The organism is Gaiella sp., assembly GCF_035710885.1.
In the GTDB taxonomy this organism is placed as follows: Bacteria; Actinomycetota; Thermoleophilia; order Gaiellales; family Gaiellaceae; genus Gaiella.
Map to the genome: position 1 here is coordinate 1 of NZ_DASTCS010000041.1, position 19,546 is coordinate 19,546.

At 72.3% G+C, this 19,546-nt stretch carries 21 protein-coding genes and 2 pseudogenes; 15 read left to right on the forward strand and 8 right to left on the reverse strand.

The window, feature by feature from the left end; all coding sequences use genetic code 11:
- The 3 genes and pseudogenes from VFO26_RS09540 to VFO26_RS09550 all read left to right on the forward strand — a co-directional run.
- Positions 1-967: pseudogene (locus VFO26_RS09540) on the forward strand (hypothetical protein); the annotation flags it as partial.
- A gap of 46 nt (positions 968-1,013) precedes the next feature.
- On the forward strand, positions 1,014-1,322 hold the full coding sequence (clpS, locus tag VFO26_RS09545) for an ATP-dependent Clp protease adapter ClpS (RefSeq protein WP_325114731.1): 309 nt from the start codon (positions 1,014-1,016) through the stop codon (positions 1,320-1,322).
- Between the two features lie 2 nt (positions 1,323-1,324).
- Positions 1,325-1,810, forward strand: coding sequence for a DUF2017 family protein (locus VFO26_RS09550; protein WP_325114732.1), 486 nt, complete (start codon positions 1,325-1,327; stop codon positions 1,808-1,810).
- Positions 1,811-1,824: 14 nt separating this feature from the next.
- Here VFO26_RS09550 and VFO26_RS09555 read toward each other — a convergent pair whose 3' ends face one another.
- Complete coding sequence (locus VFO26_RS09555; RefSeq protein WP_325114733.1) at positions 1,825-2,919, reverse strand: alcohol dehydrogenase catalytic domain-containing protein; 1,095 nt, start codon at positions 2,917-2,919, stop codon at positions 1,825-1,827.
- A 43-nt stretch (positions 2,920-2,962) separates the two neighbouring features.
- Positions 2,963-4,503 (reverse strand): annotated as a pseudogene (locus tag VFO26_RS17910) (isochorismatase family protein).
- Positions 4,504-4,702: 199 nt separating this feature from the next.
- On the opposite strand from VFO26_RS17910, the gene VFO26_RS09570 reads away from it, so the two are divergent.
- Together VFO26_RS09570 and VFO26_RS09575 are read left to right on the forward strand one after the other, a co-directional pair.
- Positions 4,703-5,428, forward strand: coding sequence for a glycosyltransferase family 2 protein (locus VFO26_RS09570; RefSeq protein WP_325114736.1), 726 nt, complete (start codon positions 4,703-4,705; stop codon positions 5,426-5,428).
- A 181-nt stretch (positions 5,429-5,609) separates the two neighbouring features.
- Positions 5,610-6,107 (forward strand): YdcF family protein, encoded by a 498-nt coding sequence (locus VFO26_RS09575; protein WP_325114737.1) that lies wholly within the window; start codon positions 5,610-5,612, stop codon positions 6,105-6,107.
- Positions 6,108-6,193: 86 nt separating this feature from the next.
- On the opposite strand, the gene VFO26_RS09580 is transcribed toward VFO26_RS09575, so the two are convergent.
- From VFO26_RS09580 to VFO26_RS09600, 5 genes are read right to left on the reverse strand one after another with little or no spacing between them, the layout of a single operon-like run.
- Entirely contained in the window at positions 6,194-6,943 is a 750-nt protein-coding gene (locus VFO26_RS09580; protein ID WP_325114738.1) for an XdhC/CoxI family protein, read from the reverse strand.
- Positions 6,940-7,251 (reverse strand): XdhC family protein, encoded by a 312-nt coding sequence (locus VFO26_RS09585; RefSeq protein ID WP_325114739.1) that lies wholly within the window; start codon positions 7,249-7,251, stop codon positions 6,940-6,942. The genes VFO26_RS09580 and VFO26_RS09585 overlap by 4 nt, the downstream gene beginning before the upstream one ends.
- On the reverse strand, positions 7,248-8,390 hold the full coding sequence (locus VFO26_RS09590) for a VWA domain-containing protein (protein WP_325114740.1): 1,143 nt from the start codon (positions 8,388-8,390) through the stop codon (positions 7,248-7,250). Before VFO26_RS09590 ends, VFO26_RS09585 begins: the two co-directional genes overlap by 4 nt.
- A 4-nt stretch (positions 8,391-8,394) precedes the next feature.
- On the reverse strand, positions 8,395-9,279 hold the full coding sequence (locus VFO26_RS09595; RefSeq protein WP_325114741.1) for a MoxR family ATPase: 885 nt from the start codon (positions 9,277-9,279) through the stop codon (positions 8,395-8,397).
- Positions 9,280-9,330: 51 nt separating this feature from the next.
- Entirely contained in the window at positions 9,331-9,645 is a 315-nt protein-coding gene (locus tag VFO26_RS09600; RefSeq protein ID WP_325114742.1) for a hypothetical protein, read from the reverse strand.
- A 100-nt stretch (positions 9,646-9,745) separates the two neighbouring features.
- Between VFO26_RS09600 and VFO26_RS09605 the strand changes: the two genes are divergently transcribed.
- The 3 genes from VFO26_RS09605 to VFO26_RS09615 are packed head-to-tail and all read left to right on the forward strand — an operon-like array spanning position 9,746 to position 13,425.
- Entirely contained in the window at positions 9,746-11,422 is a 1,677-nt protein-coding gene (locus VFO26_RS09605; RefSeq protein ID WP_325114743.1) for a patatin-like phospholipase family protein, read from the forward strand.
- Between the two features lie 16 nt (positions 11,423-11,438).
- A complete protein-coding gene (locus VFO26_RS09610) occupies positions 11,439-12,413 on the forward strand; it encodes an alpha-ketoacid dehydrogenase subunit beta (RefSeq protein WP_325114744.1) in 975 nt (324 codons plus the stop codon).
- 7 nt (positions 12,414-12,420) lie between these two features.
- Entirely contained in the window at positions 12,421-13,425 is a 1,005-nt protein-coding gene (locus VFO26_RS09615) for a thiamine pyrophosphate-dependent dehydrogenase E1 component subunit alpha (protein ID WP_325114745.1), read from the forward strand.
- A gap of 25 nt (positions 13,426-13,450) precedes the next feature.
- Here VFO26_RS09615 and VFO26_RS09620 read toward each other — a convergent pair whose 3' ends face one another.
- On the reverse strand, positions 13,451-14,020 hold the full coding sequence (locus VFO26_RS09620; protein WP_325114746.1) for a TetR/AcrR family transcriptional regulator: 570 nt from the start codon (positions 14,018-14,020) through the stop codon (positions 13,451-13,453).
- Positions 14,021-14,098: 78 nt separating this feature from the next.
- Between VFO26_RS09620 and VFO26_RS09625 the strand changes: the two genes are divergently transcribed.
- The 7 genes from VFO26_RS09625 to VFO26_RS09655 all read left to right on the forward strand — a co-directional run bounded on the left by VFO26_RS09625 (position 14,099) and on the right by VFO26_RS09655 (position 19,529).
- On the forward strand, positions 14,099-14,281 hold the full coding sequence (locus tag VFO26_RS09625) for a 4-oxalocrotonate tautomerase family protein (RefSeq protein WP_325114747.1): 183 nt from the start codon (positions 14,099-14,101) through the stop codon (positions 14,279-14,281).
- 101 nt (positions 14,282-14,382) lie between these two features.
- Entirely contained in the window at positions 14,383-15,180 is a 798-nt protein-coding gene (locus VFO26_RS09630; RefSeq protein WP_325114748.1) for an FAD binding domain-containing protein, read from the forward strand.
- Entirely contained in the window at positions 15,177-15,686 is a 510-nt protein-coding gene (locus VFO26_RS09635) for a (2Fe-2S)-binding protein (protein WP_325114749.1), read from the forward strand. Before VFO26_RS09630 ends, VFO26_RS09635 begins: the two co-directional genes overlap by 4 nt.
- Before the next feature lie 69 nt (positions 15,687-15,755).
- Positions 15,756-17,126 (forward strand): xanthine dehydrogenase family protein molybdopterin-binding subunit, encoded by a 1,371-nt coding sequence (locus tag VFO26_RS09640; protein WP_325114750.1) that lies wholly within the window; start codon positions 15,756-15,758, stop codon positions 17,124-17,126.
- A gap of 1 nt (position 17,127) precedes the next feature.
- A complete protein-coding gene (locus VFO26_RS09645; protein ID WP_325114751.1) occupies positions 17,128-18,225 on the forward strand; it encodes a xanthine dehydrogenase family protein molybdopterin-binding subunit in 1,098 nt (365 codons plus the stop codon).
- Between the two features lie 221 nt (positions 18,226-18,446).
- Positions 18,447-18,839: a cupin domain-containing protein gene (locus tag VFO26_RS09650; RefSeq protein WP_325114752.1), complete on the forward strand. Its 393-nt coding sequence runs from the start codon at positions 18,447-18,449 to the stop codon at positions 18,837-18,839.
- Between the two features lie 3 nt (positions 18,840-18,842).
- Positions 18,843-19,529 (forward strand): alpha/beta hydrolase, encoded by a 687-nt coding sequence (locus VFO26_RS09655; protein WP_325114753.1) that lies wholly within the window; start codon positions 18,843-18,845, stop codon positions 19,527-19,529.
- Positions 19,530-19,546 lie beyond the last annotated feature (17 nt).

Genomic DNA, 19,546 nt, shown 5'->3' on the forward strand with positions numbered 1-19,546 from the left:
CGAAGCCGAAGAGGCCGAACGCGCCCGCATCGAGGCCGAGGCGGCCGAGCAGGCCCGCATCGAGGCGGAGGCCGCCGAGCGCGCGCGACTCGAAGCCGAAGAGGCCGAACGCGCCCGCATCGAGGCCGAGGAGGAGGCGGCCAGGGTGGAAGCCGAGGCCGCGGCGCTCGCGCCGGCCGAGCTCGAGGCGCTGCAGGGCGATGAGGAGCTCGAGACCGGGACGGCGGAGGTCGCAGATCGGCGCGAGTCGCGTGCCGACGCGCGCCGGCGCCGTCGTGAGGAGAAGGCGGCCGCCAAGCGGCAGGCCGAGGAGGAGCACCGTCGCGCGAAGGCCGAGGCCGAGCAACGCAAGCGCGACGAGGCAGCCGCCCGTGAGGAGGCCAAGCGCCGTGCCGCCGAGGAGAAGATCGCTGCCAAGCAACAGGTCGAGGACGAGCGGCGTCGGGCGATCGAGGAGAAGGAGGCGGCGAAACGCCGGGCCGAGGAGGAGCGGCGTCAGGAGATCGAGGAGAAGGAAGCCGCCAAGCGCCGGGCCGAGGAAGAGCGCCAGCAGGCAAAGCTCGATGCCGAGCAGCGCAAGCGGCAGGAGGCGGCCGCGGCCGAGGCCGCCCGAAGCCGGGAGGCAGCGGAGAAGGCGGCCGCCAAGCAGCGTGCCGAGGAGGAGCGCCGCCGCGAAGCCGAGGCGAGGGACGCGGCGAAGCGCAAGGAGGAAGAGGAGCGGCGCCGGCAGCGGGAAGCGGCGAAGGCGCGACGCGCCGGAGGCCTGGGGCGGCTCCTCAAGCGGGAGGAGCACGACGAGTACGACGAGGACGACGAGACGCCCGTGGAGCCGATCCCCGACATCGTCGAGCGGCTCCGCTACTACTCGCGCGATGCGCAGGCATCCGAGGCCTCCGGCGCCGAGCCGGAGCCGGGCGAGGCGGTCGGCGACGACCCGCCCGCGTTCCGCACCGCGGACTCCGAGTAGCCCTCGTCACGTCCTCGCGGAGGCCGTCGTCGGTCACACTGAGGGCATGAGCCAGGTCGTCGAGGCACCGGTCGAAGCGCCGGTCGAGACCCGCGAGCCGTCCTTCGAGGAGACGCCGGTCGACGAGCGCCCGTGGGTCGTGATCGTGTGGAACGACCCGATCAACCTGATGAGCTACGTGACCCTCGTCCTCCAGCAGCTCTTCGGCTACTCGCGCGCGAAGGCGACGCGCCTGATGCTGCAGGTCCACAACGAGGGGAAGGCTGCCGTCTCCACCGGGACACGGGAGAAGGCCGAGCTCGACGTCTCCCGGCTCCATGCCCACGGCCTCTGGGCGACCATGCAGCAGGACTGACGGTGCTGCGACGCGGCATCGATCGTCGGCGGGACGGCACGTACCGCGTGCGCCTGCCGCCCGAGGAGCGGGACGTGCTCGCCGCGCTGCCGGGCCAGCTCCGCGATGCCCTCGCAGCCGGCGAGCCGACACTCCACCGGCTCTTCCCACCGGCGTACGTGGACGACGATGCTGCGAACGTCGAGTATGCGAGCCTCGTCGGCGCAGGGCTCCTCGAGGGCAAGCTGCACGCGCTCGCCGAACTGGAGCGCACGGCGCACGACGCATCGCTCTCGGAGGCGGGCCTGCGCACCTGGCTCGGCGCGCTCGAGAGCCTCCGGCTGGTGCTCGGAACCCAGCTCGACATCACCGAGGAGAGCTACGGCACGCTCGACGTCGACGACCCCGATGCCGCGAGGCTCGCGCTCTACCACTGGCTGTCGTGGCTCCAGGAGGAGGTCGTCCAGGCGCTCTCGGCGTCGCTTCCGGACGGGAGGGACGACGACTGACCCCGAACGTGGGCTCAGGGCACGACGAGCACGCGCCCCGCTTCCCCGGCCAGGCTCGCCTGCACCGCCTCGTCGACCCGCTCGAGCGGGAACGACGGACCGAGCGTCGACGCGAGGTCGAGCCGGCCCGCGCGGACCAGGTCGAGCATCGCGGGGAGCGAGATCGCCGGGTCCTGGGACCCGTAGAGCGTGCCGGTGAGGAGCTTCTCCTTGCGAATCAGCTCGAACGGGTCGAGGTCGAGGCGCAGGCCCTGCGCCGGCAGGCCGACGATCACGGTGGTGCCCCCGTCGCGGGTGAAGCGCAGCGCCGTCGCGCTCGTCGCCGGATCGCCCACCGCGTCGAACCCGTAGTCGGCGCCGTCCGGCAGCTCGGAGCGGATCAGGTCCCGGAGGTCGTCCGGCGCCGCGACGTGGGTCGCGCCAGCCCCGCGCGCCGCCTCGAGGCGCGCGTCGACGGGGTCGCAGACGACGATCGTCGAGGCGCCGGCAATCCGCGCGCCCTGGACGACGAACTGGCCGACACCGCCCGCGCCGATCACGACCACCGACGCATCGGGCACGACCTTGGCCGCGTAGAGCACCGCGCCGACCCCGGTGAGCACGGCGCAGCCGAGCAGCGCCGCCTGGTCGAACGGAAGCGCACCGACGAGGGGAAGCGCGACCTTCTCGGTCACGACGACGCGGTCTGCAAGGCAGCCCGTCGCGGTGCCCCGGTAGACCGTCTCGCCGCGGTACGACATCCGTGTCGTCCCGTCGGGGAGCGTCCCGTTCGGGATCGCGGCGTTGAGCGGACGGCACGTCGCGGGGCGGCCGCGCCGGCACCCCGCGCACTCGCCGCACGACGGCGCCCACGAGAGCACCACCTCGTCGCCGGGGCGCACCATCGTCACAGCCTCGCCGACCTCCTCGACGACTCCCGCGCCCTCGTGGCCGAGCACCATCGGCGTGGGGCGCCGGAACTCGCCCCTCACCTGGTGGAGGTCGGTGCCGCAGATCCCCACCGCCGCCATGCGCACGACGACCTCGTCGGGACGGGGCTCCTCGAGCTCGATCTCGGCGACCTCGAGCGGCTCGCCGACGGCGTGGAAGAGTGCGGCGCGGGTCTTCATCGTCGTGCGGACGGGCTCGTGAGCGTGTCACGAGCCCTTCCGGTCAGCCGCCGAGGGCGGCCTTCACGTCGGCACAGTTCGTCACCGTCGACACGTTCTGGAGGGCGAAGTTGATCGAGGCGTTGTGCCAGTCGGCGTTCATCGTCGAGCAACCATCCTCGGGAACGACCATGTAGTAGCCCTTGTCGGCGCCCGTGCGGGAGGTGTGCTCGATCGACATGTTCGTCCAGGCGCCCGTGACGATGATCGTGTCCCGACCGAGCCCGGCCAGGAGGTTCTCGAGCTTCGTCCCCTGCCAGGCGGACATCCGCATCTTCTCGACGACGAAGTCGCCGTCCTGCGCCTCGAGCCCGTCCGCCGGCGCCGCGCCCCACGTCCCGCGAACGAGCGCCCCGGCTGCGACACCCTCGAACAGCGGCGCGTTGACCTTCAGCCCCGGCGCTCCCTCGTCGACGATGTACCAGACGTGGATCACCGGAATTCCCTTGTCCCGGCAGAACGCCGCGAGCTCCTTGACGTTCTCGACGACGTTCTGATCCTTGGCGTGCTGCGGCGCGCCGGACTCGGCAAAGGCGCCGCCGTCGATCATCACGTCGTTCTGCAGGTCCTGGACGATGAGGACGCAGCGCGACGCGTCCAAGCTGTAGTCCGGCATCTCGTCTCCTCCTCGCTCTAGCGCATGTACGGCTCGCGCCGCGGGCCGACCGTGGTGCGGATCGTGTAGACCGACGTACTCGACGGGATGAACAGCGTGTGCCAGTCTGGCCCGCCCCAGGTGTGGTTGCCGACGTTCTCGGGCACGAGGACGGTGCCGAGGTGCTCGCCCTCGGGAGAGATCACCCAGACGCCACCCGGGCCGGTGACCCAGATGTTCCCGCGCTCGTCGCATTTCATCCCGTCCGGTATGCCTTCCTCGATCACGCCGCTGCCGATGCCCTCGAAGAACATGCGGACGTTCGAGAGCGTCCCGTCGGCGTCCACGTCGTAGACCTTGATGTGGGCGCGGGGAGTGTCGTTCACGTAGAGGAGCGATTCGTCGGGCGAGAAGCAGAGACCGTTGGGCATGTCGAACTCGTCCTTCGCGACCGCGAGCTCCAGCTCGTCCTGCCCTCCCCCGGGCGGGATCCGGAAGACGCCCTGCCAGCCGAGCTCGCGCTCGCGCTCGATCCCGAACCCCGGGAACCGCCCGTACCAGGGGTCGGAGAAGTAGATCGTGCCGTCGGAGCGGACGGTGACGTCGTTCGGGCTGTTGAGGTACTTGCCCTCGTAGTGGTAGGCGAGCAGCTCCCGCACTCCGTCTTGCCGCTCGCGCACGAGCGAGCTCGTGACGTGCTCGCAGACGAGCAGGTTCCGGTCGGCGTCGAGCGTCATGCCGTTGCACTTGAACGCGGGGTTCCGGATCTCCGTCACCTCGCCTTCGAGGGTGACCTTCCGCCGGATGTCGGCGGGCATGTCGGAGAAGTAGAGAACCTCGTCGTCGGGGTGCCAGATCGGCCCCTCCGTGAAGGTGAAGCCGGTCGCGAGCTGCTCGACCGCCGAGCCCTCGTCGACGAGCTCGAAGATCGCGTCCGACTTCGCGTCGATACCCGACACGGCGTTTCTCCTTTCGTGACAGCTGCGTCCGCGCGACTCTACCCCGGTTCGCGGGCGGGAATCCGCGGTACCGGATCCCCGTCGCCGCGAATCTCCGCCCGCGACGGGCGTGGCACATCCCGGAGGACGGCCGATCCTTCGCGCTTCGCCACCACGACGACCTCGGCGCGGGTCGCAGTACGCTCCACCCGTGCCCGACGCCGACACGGTCGTCTTCATCCCTGCCTGGAACGAGGAGCGCAGCCTCCCTGGCGTCCTCGACGAGCTTCGCGCCGGGCTCCCCGATTCCGACGTCCTCGTGATCGACGACGGCTCCACGGACGCGACGGCAGCGGTCGCCTCGGCCCACGGCGCGCTCGTCGTCTCGTTCGGCGAGAACCGCGGTCTCCGCGCCGGCATCGCAGCGGGGTACCGCGAGGCGCACGACCGCGGCTATGGCTTCTGCGGCCGGGTGGACGCCGACGGTCAGCATCCGGTGGACGAGCTGCGGCGCCTGCTCGAGCTCGTTCGCTCGGACCGGTGTGACGTCGCGGTCGGGTCGCGGTTCGCGGAGGGCGAGGGCTACGGCGCCGACCGCTACGAGCCGTCGCCCGCGCGTCGGTTCGGGATCGGTCTCCTGCAGAAGGCCATGCACGTCCGGCTCGGCAGGCCGTTCCACGACCCGACGAGCGGCATGGCCGCCGTGAACCGGAAGGCGATGCCCGTGATGGCGCAGCCGTACGTGAGCGGCGCCCCCGAGGTCGAGGCGCTGCTGCGGCTGAAGGAGGCCGGCCTGCGGGTCGAGGAGGTCGCCGTGCACATGCGCGAACGGGCGCACGGCGAGTCGAAGCTGCAGGGGCGAAAGGCCGTCAAGCTCGTGCTCACCGTGGTCGGCACGCTGCTCTTCTTCCGCTGGCTGCGACGCCGCCGGTCGTGAGCCGGCGCGGCGCGCAGCGCGGGCGTGCCAGGCACGTAGCCACGTCCGACACGGCCATGGCCGCGGCGTACGGGACCGGCGGTAGCACCCGACGGAACCATGCGGGTTCGGGCGCGCGCGAGGCGCCGCTCGACGCGAAATGCGTGCCAGGCACGAAGCCACGTCCGATCGGGACGCGTCCGTGAAGGCTCCTCGCGGCGTCCGCGTCGTCGTCGTGCTCGGCTACTCGGACGGTGCTCGCGGCGAGCTCCATCCGGTGTGTGCCGCCCGCCTCACGCATGCGGCGGAGCTGACGACGGCGGACGACGTGGTCGTCCTCTCCGGCTGGGCACGTGCCCCGCACGCGCCGTCCGAGGCCGAACTGATGCATGCCTCATGGCGCGGGCCGGCGCGCGAGGTGGTCGTCGATCCGGACGCACGGACCACGGTCGAGAACCTGGCGAACGCCCTCAACGATGTCCTGCGCGTCGGTGCCATGGAGGTCCTGATCGTCACCTCGGCCTGGCACGAGGCGCGGGCGAAGGCGGCGCTCCGCTGGCTTGTCCGTCACACGGGTGTGAAGGTGCGGTCCACGTCGCCGCCGGGCGCGTCCCGCCGGGCATTGCTCCGAGAGCTGACGCTGTGGCCGCTGCTGCCGTTCCAGCTCTGGTGGGCCGGCCGGAAGAGCTGGCGGATCTGAGTCACAGTGGATCCGGACGGCCGGGACGCGAGCCCACGTCCCGTACGTCGCTCGACCGGGCGTCGAGGCGCGCCGTGCGACCGCCCTCAGGCAACCTCCGCGTGGATCCGCTGCTTCGCCTCGCGCAGCGGGCCGCCGGTGCGCTGCGCCCGCACGGCGAGGATCTCCCCGAGGATCGAGAGCGCCGTCTCGGCCTGTGTGTCGGCCCCGATGTCGAGACCGCAGGGCCCCTGGATCCGGGCAAGGTGCTCCTCGGCGACGCCGGCCTCGAGCAGCCGCTCTCGCCGGCGCTCCTGGTTGCGGCGCGAGCCGAGCGCCCCGATGTAGAACGCCTCGGTGTCGAGCGCCGCGATCAGCGCGGGCTCGTCGAACTTGTCGTCGTGCGTGAGGACGACGATCGCGGTCTGGTGGTCGGGTGCGACCTCGGCGATGGCGTCCTCGGGCCATTTCAGGATCAGCCGGTCGGCGGACGGGATGCGCTCCGGAGTCAGGAACGTCGCGCGCGCATCGGCGACGATCGCCGTCCAGCCGAGGAGCTTCGCGCCCTGGCTGAGCGCCTCCGCGGTGTCGACCGCGCCGTACACGAGCAGCCTGGGCGGGGGGCCGTACCACTCGGCGAACACCTTCGCGCCGTCGACCTCCACGATCCGGTTCCGCCCCCGTCGCACGAGCTCGTGGAACTGCTCCAGCGCCTCGGCCGGGACACCGTCCCCGATCGTCTCGCCGTCCTCGACGACGAGCGCCTTCGAGCCGACGCCGTCCCCCTCCACCACCGTGAACAGGACGGCCCGGCCGCCCGTCGCCTGGAGCTCCGCAAGACGCTCGACGAGCTTCACTCCACGGCCTCCACGAAGACGTCGATCTCGCCGCCGCACGGGAGACCGACCTCCCAGGCCTGGTCGTCGGTGATGCCGTAGTGGAGGAGCTTCGGCTCGCCGGTCTTCATCACCTCGAGGGCGTTGTCGTAGACGTCGCTCTCGACGCAGCCGCCCGAGACCGAGCCGCACATCTTCCCGGACTCGGACACGGCGAGGCTCGTTCCGACGGGACGTGGCGCGGAGCGCCGCGTCGCGACCACGGTGGCGACGACCACCTTCTCGCCGGCCCCGCGCCAGGCCTCGACCTCGGACAGGATCTCCTTCACGCTGCGTGCCTCCTTTCGATGCCGGCGAGCACGGCCGCCAGCTCCTCGAGACTCCTCAGATTATGGCCGGGCAGGAACCGGTCGACGTACGGCAGCGCCGCGCGCATGCCGCCCGCGAGCGGCTGGTACTGCGGATTCCCCTTGAGCGGGTTGACCCACACGACCGCGTAGGCCGCCCGGGCGAGCTTCGCCATCTCGCGGCCGACCAGCTCGGGATCCTCGCGCTCCCAGCCGTCGGAGACGATCAGCACGATCGCCCCCCGGGAAAGCGCGCGCCTGCCGTAGACCTCGTTGAACTCGCGCAGCGAGGCGCCGATCCGCGTGCCGCTCCCCCAGTCCACGACGGCCTCGGTGCAGCGCGCGAGCGCTGCGTCCGGGTCGCGCGTCTCCAGGTCGGGCGTCAGCCGCGAGAGCCGCGTCCCGAAGGCGAACGCCTCCACGCCGCGCCCGGTGCCGACGACGGCGTGCAGGAAGAGGAGGAGCGCGCGCGCGTAGCTGTCCATCGACCCCGACACGTCGCACAGCACGACCAGCTTGCGCGGGACGTCCTTGCGCGCGCGGAACGGCCGGTCGAGCGGGTCCCCGCCCGCTCGGAGGGAGCGCCGGAGCATGCGCCGCATGTCCAGGCGGTCGCCGCGCGTGTCCGCCGTGCGCCGGCGCGAGTGCCGCTGCGGGCGCGTGCGGGCGATCCGGCCGATCAGCTCCCGCAGGCGCCGGAGCTCGTCGCCCGTCAGCTCCGCGAAGTCCTTGTCGCGGAGGAGCTCCTGGCCGGAGGCACCCAGCTCGAGCGGATCGCCGGGGTCGGCCTCCTCGTCGGTCTCGCGGGTGCGCAGCCGGTCGGACGGCGCCTGACCGACGCTCGTCTCGAGCTCGGCCGCGGACCGCGCGCGCGCCGGCGGCAGGACGGGTGCGCGCAGGAACCAGGCGCTGAAGGCTCGATCGAACAGGTCGAGCTCGTCGTGGCGCGAGACGAGGGTCTGCCGGAGCGAGAAGTAGACGTCTTCCTGGCGCGCCAGGTCGACGGAGTCGAGAGCGCGCAGGGCGTCGGCCACGCGGCCGGGACCCACCTCGAGCCCGGCCTCGTGGAGCACGCGTCCGAACGTGACGACGTGCGTGAGGATCGCGTCGCCGGCGGCCACGTCGCTAGCGGGCCGCGGATGCGGCGCGCGCCTCCTCGACGAGGCGCGACAGGGTCTCGTCCTGGACCGCCTCGATGTCCTCGCGGTACTTGAGCACCGAGCCGAGGGTCTGCTGCACCACCTCGGCGTCGATCTCCTGGCGGCCGAGCGCATTCAGGGCCATCGCCCAGTCGATCGTCTCGGCCACCCCCGGCGGCTTGGCGAGGTCGAGGCCACGGAGCTCGCGCACGAAGGCGGCAGCCTCTGCCGCGAGCTGCTCGGCGATCCCCGGGACCCGCAGGCGCACGATCGCGATCTCCCGCTCGATCGAGGGATGTCCGATCCAGTGGAAGAGCGCCCGGCGCTTGAGCGCGTCGTGCAGCTCCCTGGTCCGGTTCGACGTGAGGATCACCGCGGGGCGGCGCCGCGCGGCGATCGTCCCCAGCTCAGGGATCGTGATCTGGAAGTCGGAGAGGACCTCGAGCAGGAACGCCTCGAACTCCTCGTCCGCGCGGTCGATCTCGTCGATCAGCAGCACGACCGGCCCTTCGCTGTCGATCGCCTCGAGGAGCGGCCGTCGGATCAGGTACTCGGGCCCGAAGAGCTCCTCCTCCCGCAGGGTTCCCTCCTGCGCGGCGCGGATGTGGAGCAGCTGGCGGGGGTAGTTCCACTCGTAGACCGCATGCGCGACGTCGAGGCCCTCGTAGCACTGCAGGCGGATCAGCCGTGCGCCGAGGACGGTCGCCAGGGCCTTGGCGGCCTCGGTCTTCCCCACGCCGGCCTCGCCCTCGAGAAGGACGGGCTTGGAGAGCGCCAGCGAGAGGAAGAGCGCGGTCGAGAGGCCGCGGTCCGGCAGGTAGTCCGCACCGCGGAGTGCCTCCTCCAGCTCGTCGATGGTGCGGAATCCCACACGGAGGAGCGTACCGGGGAGAGCTCGTCCGGCCGCCGCTGCGGCCGGCCGTTACGCGGCGTCGCGGTCGAGGAGGTCGGTCGCGAGCTCGACCGACCGGTCGAGCGAGCCGTTCTCGAGGAGCTCGCAGATCGCCTCGGACGGGTCGATCAGCTCCCCGACGCAGGCCTCCAGGATGCGGAGCGCCACGAACGTCCGCGGGTCGAGCTCGACACCTGCCTGTCGCAGGGCAACGCCGACGTGGAACGCCTCGCGCGCGAGAGCATGCTCCATCGACGCCAGCGCGAAGCCCGCCACGAGCTCCCGCTCCTGCTCTGCCCGCAGCTCGTCGTGCGGGCCCTGCCGCATGTCCTCCGACCCCGTCACCGTCTTCCTCCCCCACTGAGACGACGAAATCGGCCGGATGGCTGCGCTGGAGGCTGCGCGGAGATAGGCGTACGATCGGCGCCATGCGGCGGTGCAGCCGATGAGCGCGACCCGGGTCTCCGGTTCGACGCTCGCGGGCGTTCCGTTGCTGGCCGGGGCGGACGCCGACGCGCTCGAGGCGCTCGCGGCCGACGCGCGGCCCTTCCGGGTGCTCGCCGGGGAGTGGGTGCTGCGGGAGGGGGACGACGCCGACGAGCTCTACGTCGTGCTCCGGGGCCGGGTGCGCGTGACGTCGCCCGCGGACGGCGAGGACCGGACGCTTCGCACCCTCGGGCCCGGCGCCGCGATCGGCGAGCTTGCCCTGCTCACCGGCTCGCCGCGCTCGGCCTCCGTCCAGGCGGTGCGCGACACGACGCTGCTGCGCCTGCGGCGCGAGCGATTCGTCGAGCTGATGGAGCGCGACACGGGATTCGCCGCAGCAGTCGCGCGCGAGCTCGCCCTCCAGCTCCAGGCGAGCGGCGGGCTCGAAGCGAGGCCGTCGCGACCCGCGCTGATCGCGCTCACCGCGATCGGCCCGGGCGTCCCGCTGCGAGCCGTCGCCGCCTCGCTCGCGACTGCGCTGGAGCCCTACGGCTCCGTGGAGGTGCTCGACGCGGCCGCCGCGGGCACCGGTGGCGTCGAGCGTGCGGAGGACGAGCACACCCACGTGCTCCTGCTCGACGAAGCGGGCGCCGGCGCGTGGAGCGACCTGTGCGCCCGACAGGCCGACCGGATCCTGCGCGTCGCAACGGGCGACAGCCCGCTGCCCGAGGGGCCGTTCCCGGGCTCCGACCTCGTCATCCTCGGACCGGCGTCCGGCGAGACGGTCCGCGCGCTCGTCGAGCGGGTCGACCCGCGCGCCCTCCACCGGCTCGCGACCACGGAGCCGAGCGACCTCGGCGCGGGGCGCCTCGCGCGCCGGCTCGTCGGCCGCGCGCTGGGGGTCGTGCTCTCGGGCGGAGGCGCCCGTGGCTTCGCGCACATCGGCGCCCTCGCCGAGCTCGCCGCGGACGGGATCGAGGTCGACCGGTACGGCGGCTGCTCGATGGGAGCGTTCATCGCGGCGATGGGCGCCGCGGGCTGGAAGCCGGAGGAGATCCGCGACCGCTGCAACGAGGAGCTCGTGCGCCGCTCGCCCTTCAACGACTACACGCTCCCCCGCGTCGCGCTGATCCGCTCTCGAAAGGCCGGGCGGATGCTCGAGCGGCTGTTCGGCGGGCTCACGATCGAGGAGCTCGCGAGGCCGCTCTTCACCGTCAGCGCAGATCTCCTCTCCAGCAGGCTGGTCGTCCATCGCCGCGGGAGCGTCGTCGAGGCAGTCGGGGCGAGCATGTCGATCCCGGGGCTCGTGCCGCCGCTCTCGCGCCCGGGCCGGCTGCTCGTCGACGGCGGCGTGCTCAACAACCTGCCGGTCGACGCGATGGCGGACACCGCCGAGGGCCCGATCCTCGCGGTCGACGTCGTGCGGCGCCTCGAGCCGTCGGAGGCGATGGAGCCGCGGCTCCCCTCGATCATGGAGACGCTCTCGCGGGCCACCGTGCTCGGGAGCGTCGAGCGCGCCGAGCGGAACCGGGCGTTGGCGCTCCTCGTCGTGACGCCCGACGTCCAGGACGTCCCGCTGCGGGACTTCCGGTCGCTCGACCGTGCCGTCGAGGCCGGTCGCGCGGCAGCGCGCCGGGCGCTCGACGCGGGCGGGCGCGAGACGATCCTTGCCGCCGTCGGCGCGCCCGTCGCCTGACGCACGCGCGGATCCGTTGACCGAGCCCGCTGAGATCACGTACCTCGAGGCGATCCGGCTCGCGCTCCGCGACGCCCTGGCCGAGGACCCTCGCGTATTCCTCCTGGGCGAGGACATCGGGGCATTCGGAGGGGCCTTCGGCGTCACGAGCGGGCTCGCGGCCGAGTTCGGGCCCGAGCGCGTGCTCGACACGCCGATCTCGGAGGAAGGATTCGTCGGTGCGGCGATCGGGGCTGCGTGGATGGGCGAGCGGCCGGTCGTCGAGCTCCAGTTCGCCGACTTCGCGACCTGCCCCTTCGACGTCATCCTGACGGTCGCCGCGAAGACGCACTGGCGGAGCGGACAGGCGATCCCGATCGTGATCCGCATGCCCTCGGGCGGCGGGGTCCGCGGCGGTCCGTTCCACGCAGGCTCGCCCGAGGGCCTGTTCGTGGGGCAGCCGGGATTGAAGGTGGCCTGCCCCGCGACGGTCGAGGACGCCTACGGCCTGACACGGTCGGCGATCGACGATCCCGACCCCGTGCTCGTGTTCGAGCACAAGGCCCTCTACCGCCGCGCTCGCGGTGCCAGGCCCTCCTCGGGTCACAGGACGCCCCTCTGCCGGGCAGCCGTCGCCCGGTCCGGCCGGGACGCGACCATCGTCACGTACGGCTCCGGTGTCGCGATCGCGCTCGAGGCGGTCGAGCGCGCCGGGGCGGACGTCGAGGTCGTCGACCTGCGCACCGTCTGGCCGCTCGACGGCGAGACGGTCCTGGGCTCGGTGCGCCGGACGTCGCGGGTGCTGGTCGTCCAGGAAGCGGCGCGGTCGACCGGCGCCGCCGGCCTCGTCCTCTCGCTGCTCGCCCGCGAGGCGTTCGAGACGCTCGACGCTCCCCCTTCCCTCCACGCCCCTCCGGACACCCCCGTCCCGTTCGCCCCCGAGCTGGAGGACGCGTACCTGCCCTCGGTCGACTCCGTCCGTAGCGCCCTCGATGAGCTCCTCGCCTACTGAGCGTCCGGTGCCGTGCGCCGACCTCGCGTCGGTCGGTCGTGACGCGCGGCTCGCACTCCACCGGCTCGTCCTGCTCCAGCGGACGTTCGAGGAACGGGCCCTCGCGCTGTACCGGCAGGGCCGGATCCCGGGCTCCTTCTACGACGGCCGGGGCCAGGAGGCCGTCGCCGCGGCCGCGGGGCTCGCCCTCGGCCCGGACGACGTCGTCTGCCCGCTCAACCGGGAGCTCGCGACGCATTTCGCCCGGGGTGTGACGGTCGCGGAGGCGTTCAGGAACTTCCTCGGCAAGGGCGACTCCCCCACCCGTGGACGCGACGGGAACATGCACTTCGGCGCCCCGGCCCGGGGCGTCTTCCCGCTCGTCTCGATGCTCGGCGACCTCGTCCCGGTCACCGTCGGCGCCGCGCTCGCCTTCAAGCGCCGCGGTGAGGCGCGGGTGGCGCTCACCTTCGTGGGCGAGGGCGCCTTCTCGGTCGGTGACACGCACGAGGGGCTGAACCTCGCCGGAGTGCTGCGGGTGCCCGCGGTCTTCGTGCTGCAGCGCAACCAGTGGTCCTACTCGACGCCACTCGATCGTCAGATGGTCAACCCGCGCCTTGCAGAGCGGATCGTCGGGGGCTGGTCGATCCCGTGCGAGCCGGTCGACGGCACGGACGGCGTCGCAGCGCTCGACGCCGTGCGCGCGGCCGTCGAACGGGCCCGCCGTGGCGACGGGCCGCAGGCGGTCGAGGCGGTGACGCTGCGGATCCACGGCCATGCGGCGCACGACGACGCCCGCTACGTCGCGCAGCACCTGCGGGACGAATTCGCCGGGCGGGACCCGCTCGAGCGGCTCGAGGGCAGGTTGCTGCGCGACGGCGAGCCCGCCGAGGCCCTCGCCGCGGTCCGCGACGGCGTGGCCCGCGAGGTCGCGGCCGGGCTGGCCGAGGCGGAGCGCTCGCCGGCCCCTGACCCGGCGACGCTCGAGGAGGGCGTCTGGGCGCAGCCTCCGGGACGGTCGGCACCTGGCTGACGTCCGCGACGGGCGACGGGACCGCTCACCGACCCGTCGAGATTCCCCTTACGAGCAGGTCGATCGCCTGCCGCGACCTCGCGGGGCTCCAGCCGTGCGCGGCGCGCATGTGGCGGTAGGTCCGGTCGGCGGCGTTGACGAGGAGCGTCGCGGTCGCCCGCACCGGAAGCTTTCGGAAGGAGCCGTCGCGCATTCCCTCGCGAAGGACGCGCTCGAGCGGCGCCACGAAGCCCGCCCGCGAGACGCCGTCGACGTGGAAGAGTCGCGTGTCTTCCTCCTCGTCGAGGCCGCGCAGGAACGCGAGGTGCCGCTCGCTCACGGCGCAGACCGACGCAAGGCCGCTCCGCAAGCGGTCCGCCGCTGCTCCGGGCTCCGCGACCGCCGCGGCGAGCGTGACTCGCATGTCGCGCTCGTAGGCGCGCGCGAGCAGCTGGAAGATCTCCTCACGCCCGAGCCCGTGCCGGTGGAGCGTCATCCTCGAGGTGCCCGAGGCCTCGGCGATCCGGGCGAGGGTGGCGCCTGCCCACCCGTGCTCGGTCGCCGCTGCCAGCGCACCCGCTGCGACCCGCTCGTGCATCCCGTCGGGCCCGGCCATCGTCGAAGCGTTGCACACGCGTTACACGCATGTAACACTCGCGGCTCGAGACCGAGCGGGACTACGAGGAGGTACGCGATGCCCATCATCGACGTGAGGCTCTACGACCGTCGCGTCACGGAGGAGTCGGTGCCGAAGATGATCGAGGCGCTGACCACGGCGCTCGCGGAGACGAGCGGCGCCGACCCGGCGCACATCCAGGTCGTCATCCAGGGCGTCGACCCGAAGCACTGGGGCATCGCCGGCAAGCAGCAGTCGTAGCCGGTGGCCTGGCGCCCGCCCGGATCGGGTGGTCAACCGATAATCGATTCCACGAAGCACGGCGATAGACTCGGACCTGACCTACGACCGAAGGAAGGTCAATGACGCAAGGCACTGAGGTCCTGTTCCCGACCTCTGCGAACGAGGCGATCGCCCAGTTCGGCGACGGGTCGGGCGTGACCGTGATCGGCGGCGGGACGATCGTCATGCCCGAGATCACATACGGGCGGATGGCGCCCACCAAGGCCCTGTTGCTCTCGCGCGCGGGCCTCGACACGCTCGAGGTCGACGGCGCGTCGGTCACCGTCGGCGCGGCGCTCCCGATCGGGCGCCTCGCCGAGCTCGCGGAGGATGTCACGGCGCTCGCGCAGTGCGCGCTCAACGTCGCGGACTACGAGATCCGCAGGCAGGGGACCGTCGGTGGCAACGTGTGCGCCGGCGAGGGTCACGACGCCCCGCGGGGCGACCTCCAGGGGCCGTTCCTCGCGCTCGCCGCGGAGGCATGCTCCGTGGGCGCCGACGGCGAGCGCACCGAGCCGCTGGACGACTTCCTCGCCCACCGCGCCGGGCGGCTCCTGCTCGACCTGCGTTTCGAGAAGCCCGCGGCCTCGGCGTTCGCGGCGATCGACTACCCGCACACGCACGAGTACACCGTCCTGGCGGTCACCGGGGTGCGGACGACGGGCGGCGAGACCCGGTTGGCCGCCACCGGCCTGGCCGGGTACGGCACGCGCCTGCGCTCGGCCGAGGCGGCGTCCTCCGACCCGGAGCAGGCGGCAGCCGCTGCGCTCAAGGACGTCACGGTCGGCGACGACGCTCTCGCGTCCGGCTGGTACCGCGAACGCACGCTCCCGGTGCTCGTCCGGCGTGTCCTCTCCGAGCTCGAGGAGGCCGCATGAAGCTCACGGTCAACGGGATCGCGCACGACGTGGTCAGCGCACCCCTGGCGACGCTCCTCGACGTGCTGCGGGAGGATCTCGGCATCACGAGCCCGAAGGCAGGGTGCGAGCAGGGCGGCTGTGGCGCGTGCACCGTGCTCGTCGACGGCGAGCCTCAGCGCGCGTGCCTCACCCCGGCGGCTTCGCTCGAGGGGCTGGAGGTGACGACGGTCGAGGGGCTCGGCGCGCCCGAGTCGCTCTCGCCGCTCCAGCAGGCGTTCACCCACCACTACGCCGCGCAGTGCGGGTTCTGCACCTCCGGGATGATGCTCGCGGCGGAGGGTTACCTGAAGCGGGGCGGGACGGACGACCGCGAGGCGATCCAGGAGGCCCTCGCCGGGCACGTCTGCCGTTGCACCGGCTACGTCAAGATCATCGACGCGGTCGCCGCCGCAGCCCGCGGTGACTCGTTCGACCTCACCGTCACCGCCCCCAGCGCGGGCATGACGAACCTGGGAGGTGTGTAGCGTGATCGCCCCGATACATCCAGCCCCCCTTCGCGCGCAGGAGCACCGCATGCATCGGAGAGATCACCGATGAAGGCTGTCGGGGCACGGCTGCCGCGCTACGACGGGATCGAGCACGTCACCGGGCGCACGACCTACGTCGACGACGTTCGCGTGCCCGGGACGCTGTGGGCGAAGGCGCTCCGCTCGCCCCTCCACAGCGCCACCATGAGCGGGCTCGACGTCTCGCCGGCCGAGGCGATGCCCGGCGTCCACGCCGTGATCACCGCCGCGGACGTCCCTCTCCTCGAGTACGGGCATCTGTCCGCGCTCGGGATCCCGGCCGACGAGCCGCTCCTCGCGAAGGACGAGGTGCGCTACAAGGGCCAGCCGATCGCGATCGTCGCCGCGGAGGACGAGGAGACCGCGATGGCGGCCGTCGACGCGATCGAGGTCGACTTCGACGAGCGGCCGCCGCTCTTCGACATCCGGAAGGCCTTCGACGCCGACGCCCCGAAGGTCCATCCCTGGGGCAACTGGTACCCGCACTTCGAGGGCGAGATGGACCGGCGCCAGATCCGCAAGGGGTCGATCGACGAGGCGTTCGACCGAGCCGACGTGATCGTCCAGGGCGTCTACCGGCCCGCCGCGATCGAGCACGTGCCGCTCGAGACGCAGGTCTCGCTGGCGGTGCCGGAGGCGAACGGCCGCCTCACCGTCTACTCGTGCACGCAGGCGCTCTACTTCTCGATGGGAGTGATCGCCGCGCACCTGCAGGTGCCGCTCAACAAGCTCAAGGTCGTGGGCGGCACCGTCGGAGGCGGCTTCGGGGGCAAGGTCGACACGGCCTCGGAGACGATGTGCGCCCTGCTCGCGCAGAAGTCGGGCCGTCCGGTCAAGTGGCGCTGGACGCGCGAGGAGGAGTTCCTCTGCTCCTCGACGCGCGCTCCGTGGCACATGGAGATCGCCGACGCGGTCACGAAGGACGGCTGGATCCTCGGACGCAAGATGCTGACGCTGCACGACTCCGGGGCGTACGCGCGCTTCTCGCCGTACGGGCTGACGAAGCACTCGTTCCACCACACCGGCGCGTACACGATCCCGAACCTCTCGTTCGACGGCTTCGTGATCTTCACGAACCGCGTGCCGACGACCGCGATGCGCGGGTTCGGTGTCACCTCGGTCTCGTTCGCTACCGAGACGCACATGAGCCGCGTCGCCAACGTGCTGGGGCTCGACCCGTACGAGGTGCGGCTGAAGAACGCGAACCGGATCGGGGACACGTCCCCGAACCGCATCGTCTACACCGACCCGTCGACCGTCTCGGTCGTCAAGGCCCTCGCAGGGGGGATGGAGGTCGAGCTCGCACCCGAGTACGCGGCGATGACCCGCGACCCCCGCGAGGGAGACCTGCTGCCCGAGCACCTCGTCTCGCAGATGGCCGACCCGGAGGCTCATTGACATGCCCAAGCACACCGGCCGCGGGATCGCGGCGATCGAGTACCCGACGGGGATGAACCAGAACGGCGACCCGTCGCAGGCGTGGATCAAGGTCAAGCCGGACGGGCGCGTGGACGTCTTCGCCGGGACGTCCGACATCGGCAACGGGTCGAAGACGATCCAGTCCCAGATCGTGGCCGAGACGATCGGCGTGCCCTACGACTGGGTCACGTACGACAACTCGAACACGGACTCGTCCCCGGTCTGCACCGGCACGTTCGCGTCCCGGGCAACGTTCGTGGCGGGCAAGGCCGTGGAGAAGGCAGCCGAGCGCGTCAAGGAGCGGATCCTCGACATCGCCGGCAAGGAGCTCGAGATCGACCCGTCCGACCTCGAGATCGTCGACGGGGAGGTGCTCGCCAAGGGTGCCCCGCAGAAGAAGATCGCCGTGCCCGACGTCGCCGCGGCGGCGACGTGGACGTACGGCGAGCTGATCACGGGCACCGGCGCGCAGCTCAAGCCGTACGCGTCGATCGTCGACCCGGAGACCGGCGAGGTCGACCTGCCGCCCCACTCCGCGATCTCGTACGCGGCGTGCGCGGCCGAGGTCGAGGTCGACGACGAGACGGGCGTCGTGCAGGTCACGCGGCTCGTGCAGGTCTACGACGTCGGCCGGGCGATCAATCCGACACTCGTGGAAGGGCAGATCGAGGGCGGTGCCGTTCAGGGGCTCGGCCTGGGTGTGCTCGAGAACTGCTACCCGTACTACCCGTCGGCGGAGCACCGCGGCGGGCAGTTCGGCTCCTACCTGGCCCCGGGCTTCGAGGATCTGCCGAAGATCGACACCATCATCATCGAGAACCCGTCCTCGGACGGGCCCTACGGCGCCAAGGGGATCGGCGAGATGGCGAACAACGCGCAGCCGCCGGCGATCGCCGCGGCGGTGTTCGACGCGGTCGGCGTGTGGGTCACCGAGCTCCCGATCACCCCGGAGAGGATCCTCCGCGCCCTCGAGGCGAAGGCCGAGCCCGTCCGTGACGGCAAGCGGGTCGTGTTCGACTCGGAGCTGTCCGTGAACGCCGTCTCGCAGGGCGGGATCGCCTTCGAGGTGCCGGCTTAGATGATTGATGTCACGATCTCGCGCGCTCGGCTGCGCGGTCTGGCGCGTCTGGGCCGCTTCCGGGGCGGGAAGGCCCGCAGGACGGGCCTCCCCGCCCCGTGCGCTTCGTGTGCCGAGCACCTCACCGATGCCACCAGCATCGCCGAGGCACTCGGCCCACGCCCCAGGGCGGCCAGCCCACGCCCCGACACAGGCGATCTCGCGGCATCAATCATCTAGGGATGGCCGACTCGCCCTTCGCCACGTTCAACGGTCGCGAGCCCTATCCCATGTTCGACGGGGTGGGGCTCCGGGCGATCGCGGGCGACCAGGTCTTCCTCGGGCGCGTGACGTACGACCCCGGGACGACGGTCGCGCGGCACAGCCACGACCACACCGAGCAGGTGATGCTGATCCTCGACGGCTCGGTGACGATGACGATCGGCGACGAGTCGCGCGAGATGCGCGAGGGCGACGTGTGCGTCGTCAACCGCGGCGTCGAGCACGAGCTCCACTCGCCACGCGGGGTCACGTTCATCGAGGCACTCGGGCCCGTGCCGCTCGATCACATCCCGGATCGCGAGCGAGACCTCGTGCTCGGAGACCTGGGAGGGTCGCTCCACGTCGAGCGGTGAGGGATGGCGACCTTCGCCCTCGTCCACGGCGCCTGGCACGGCGCCTGGTGCTGGGAGCGGCTCGCCCCAGTGCTCGAGGCGCACGGCCACACGACGATCGCGGTCGACCTGCCGGCGGAGGACCCCGACGCCGGGCTGACGCGGTACGCGGAGCTGACGGCCGCGGCGATGGGCGACGCGGACGACGTCGTCGTCGTCGGCCACTCGCTCGGCGCCGCCACCATCCCGCTCGTCGCGTCGTTGCGACCCGTACGGCATCTCGTCTTCCTCTGCGGCCTGGTGCCCGAGCCGGGCAGGAGCGTCACCGACCGGTACGGCGAGGACGTCTTCGCGCCCGGCTTCGTCGGCAACACGGACACGCGAGCGGACGGCGCCTCGTTCTGGCCGGACCCGGCGGCCGCGAAGCGCTGCTTCTACCACGACTGCACGGACGGCGACGCCGAATGGGCGGTGAGCCGTTTCCGCGCGCAGTCGGCGGCGCCACGGCTCGAGCCGTGGCCGGGCGGCGGCATCCCGGACGTCGAGCGCACGTCCATCCTCTGCCGTGACGAGCGCTGCATACGGCCGGACTGGTCGCGGCGCATCTCGCGCAAGCTGCTGGGCGTGGAGCCGCTCGAGCTCGGCGGCGGTCATTCGCCGTTCGTCTCGCGTCCCGCCGAGCTCGCGGAGCTGCTCGTCCGACTCGCCTGAGCCGACCGGGCACCGCC

What these genes read in the sequence shown, in the direction of transcription:
- clpS (WP_325114731.1), top strand. Translation starts at nt 1,014, where the DNA reads ATGAGCCAGGTCGTCGAGGCACCGGTCGAAGCGCCGGTCGAGACCCGC.
- VFO26_RS09555 (WP_325114733.1), bottom strand. Translation starts at nt 2,919, where the DNA reads ATGAAGACCCGCGCCGCACTCTTCCACGCCGTCGGCGAGCCGCTCGAG.
- VFO26_RS09605 (WP_325114743.1), top strand. Translation starts at nt 9,746, where the DNA reads ATGAGCGCGACCCGGGTCTCCGGTTCGACGCTCGCGGGCGTTCCGTTG.
- VFO26_RS09620 (WP_325114746.1), bottom strand. Translation starts at nt 14,020, where the DNA reads ATGGCCGGGCCCGACGGGATGCACGAGCGGGTCGCAGCGGGTGCGCTG.
- VFO26_RS09625 (WP_325114747.1), top strand. Translation starts at nt 14,099, where the DNA reads ATGCCCATCATCGACGTGAGGCTCTACGACCGTCGCGTCACGGAGGAG.
- VFO26_RS09630 (WP_325114748.1), top strand. Translation starts at nt 14,383, where the DNA reads ATGACGCAAGGCACTGAGGTCCTGTTCCCGACCTCTGCGAACGAGGCG.
- VFO26_RS09635 (WP_325114749.1), top strand. Translation starts at nt 15,177, where the DNA reads ATGAAGCTCACGGTCAACGGGATCGCGCACGACGTGGTCAGCGCACCC.
- VFO26_RS09640 (WP_325114750.1), top strand. Translation starts at nt 15,756, where the DNA reads ATGAAGGCTGTCGGGGCACGGCTGCCGCGCTACGACGGGATCGAGCAC.
- VFO26_RS09645 (WP_325114751.1), top strand. Translation starts at nt 17,128, where the DNA reads ATGCCCAAGCACACCGGCCGCGGGATCGCGGCGATCGAGTACCCGACG.
- VFO26_RS09650 (WP_325114752.1), top strand. Translation starts at nt 18,447, where the DNA reads ATGGCCGACTCGCCCTTCGCCACGTTCAACGGTCGCGAGCCCTATCCC.
- VFO26_RS09655 (WP_325114753.1), top strand. Translation starts at nt 18,843, where the DNA reads ATGGCGACCTTCGCCCTCGTCCACGGCGCCTGGCACGGCGCCTGGTGC.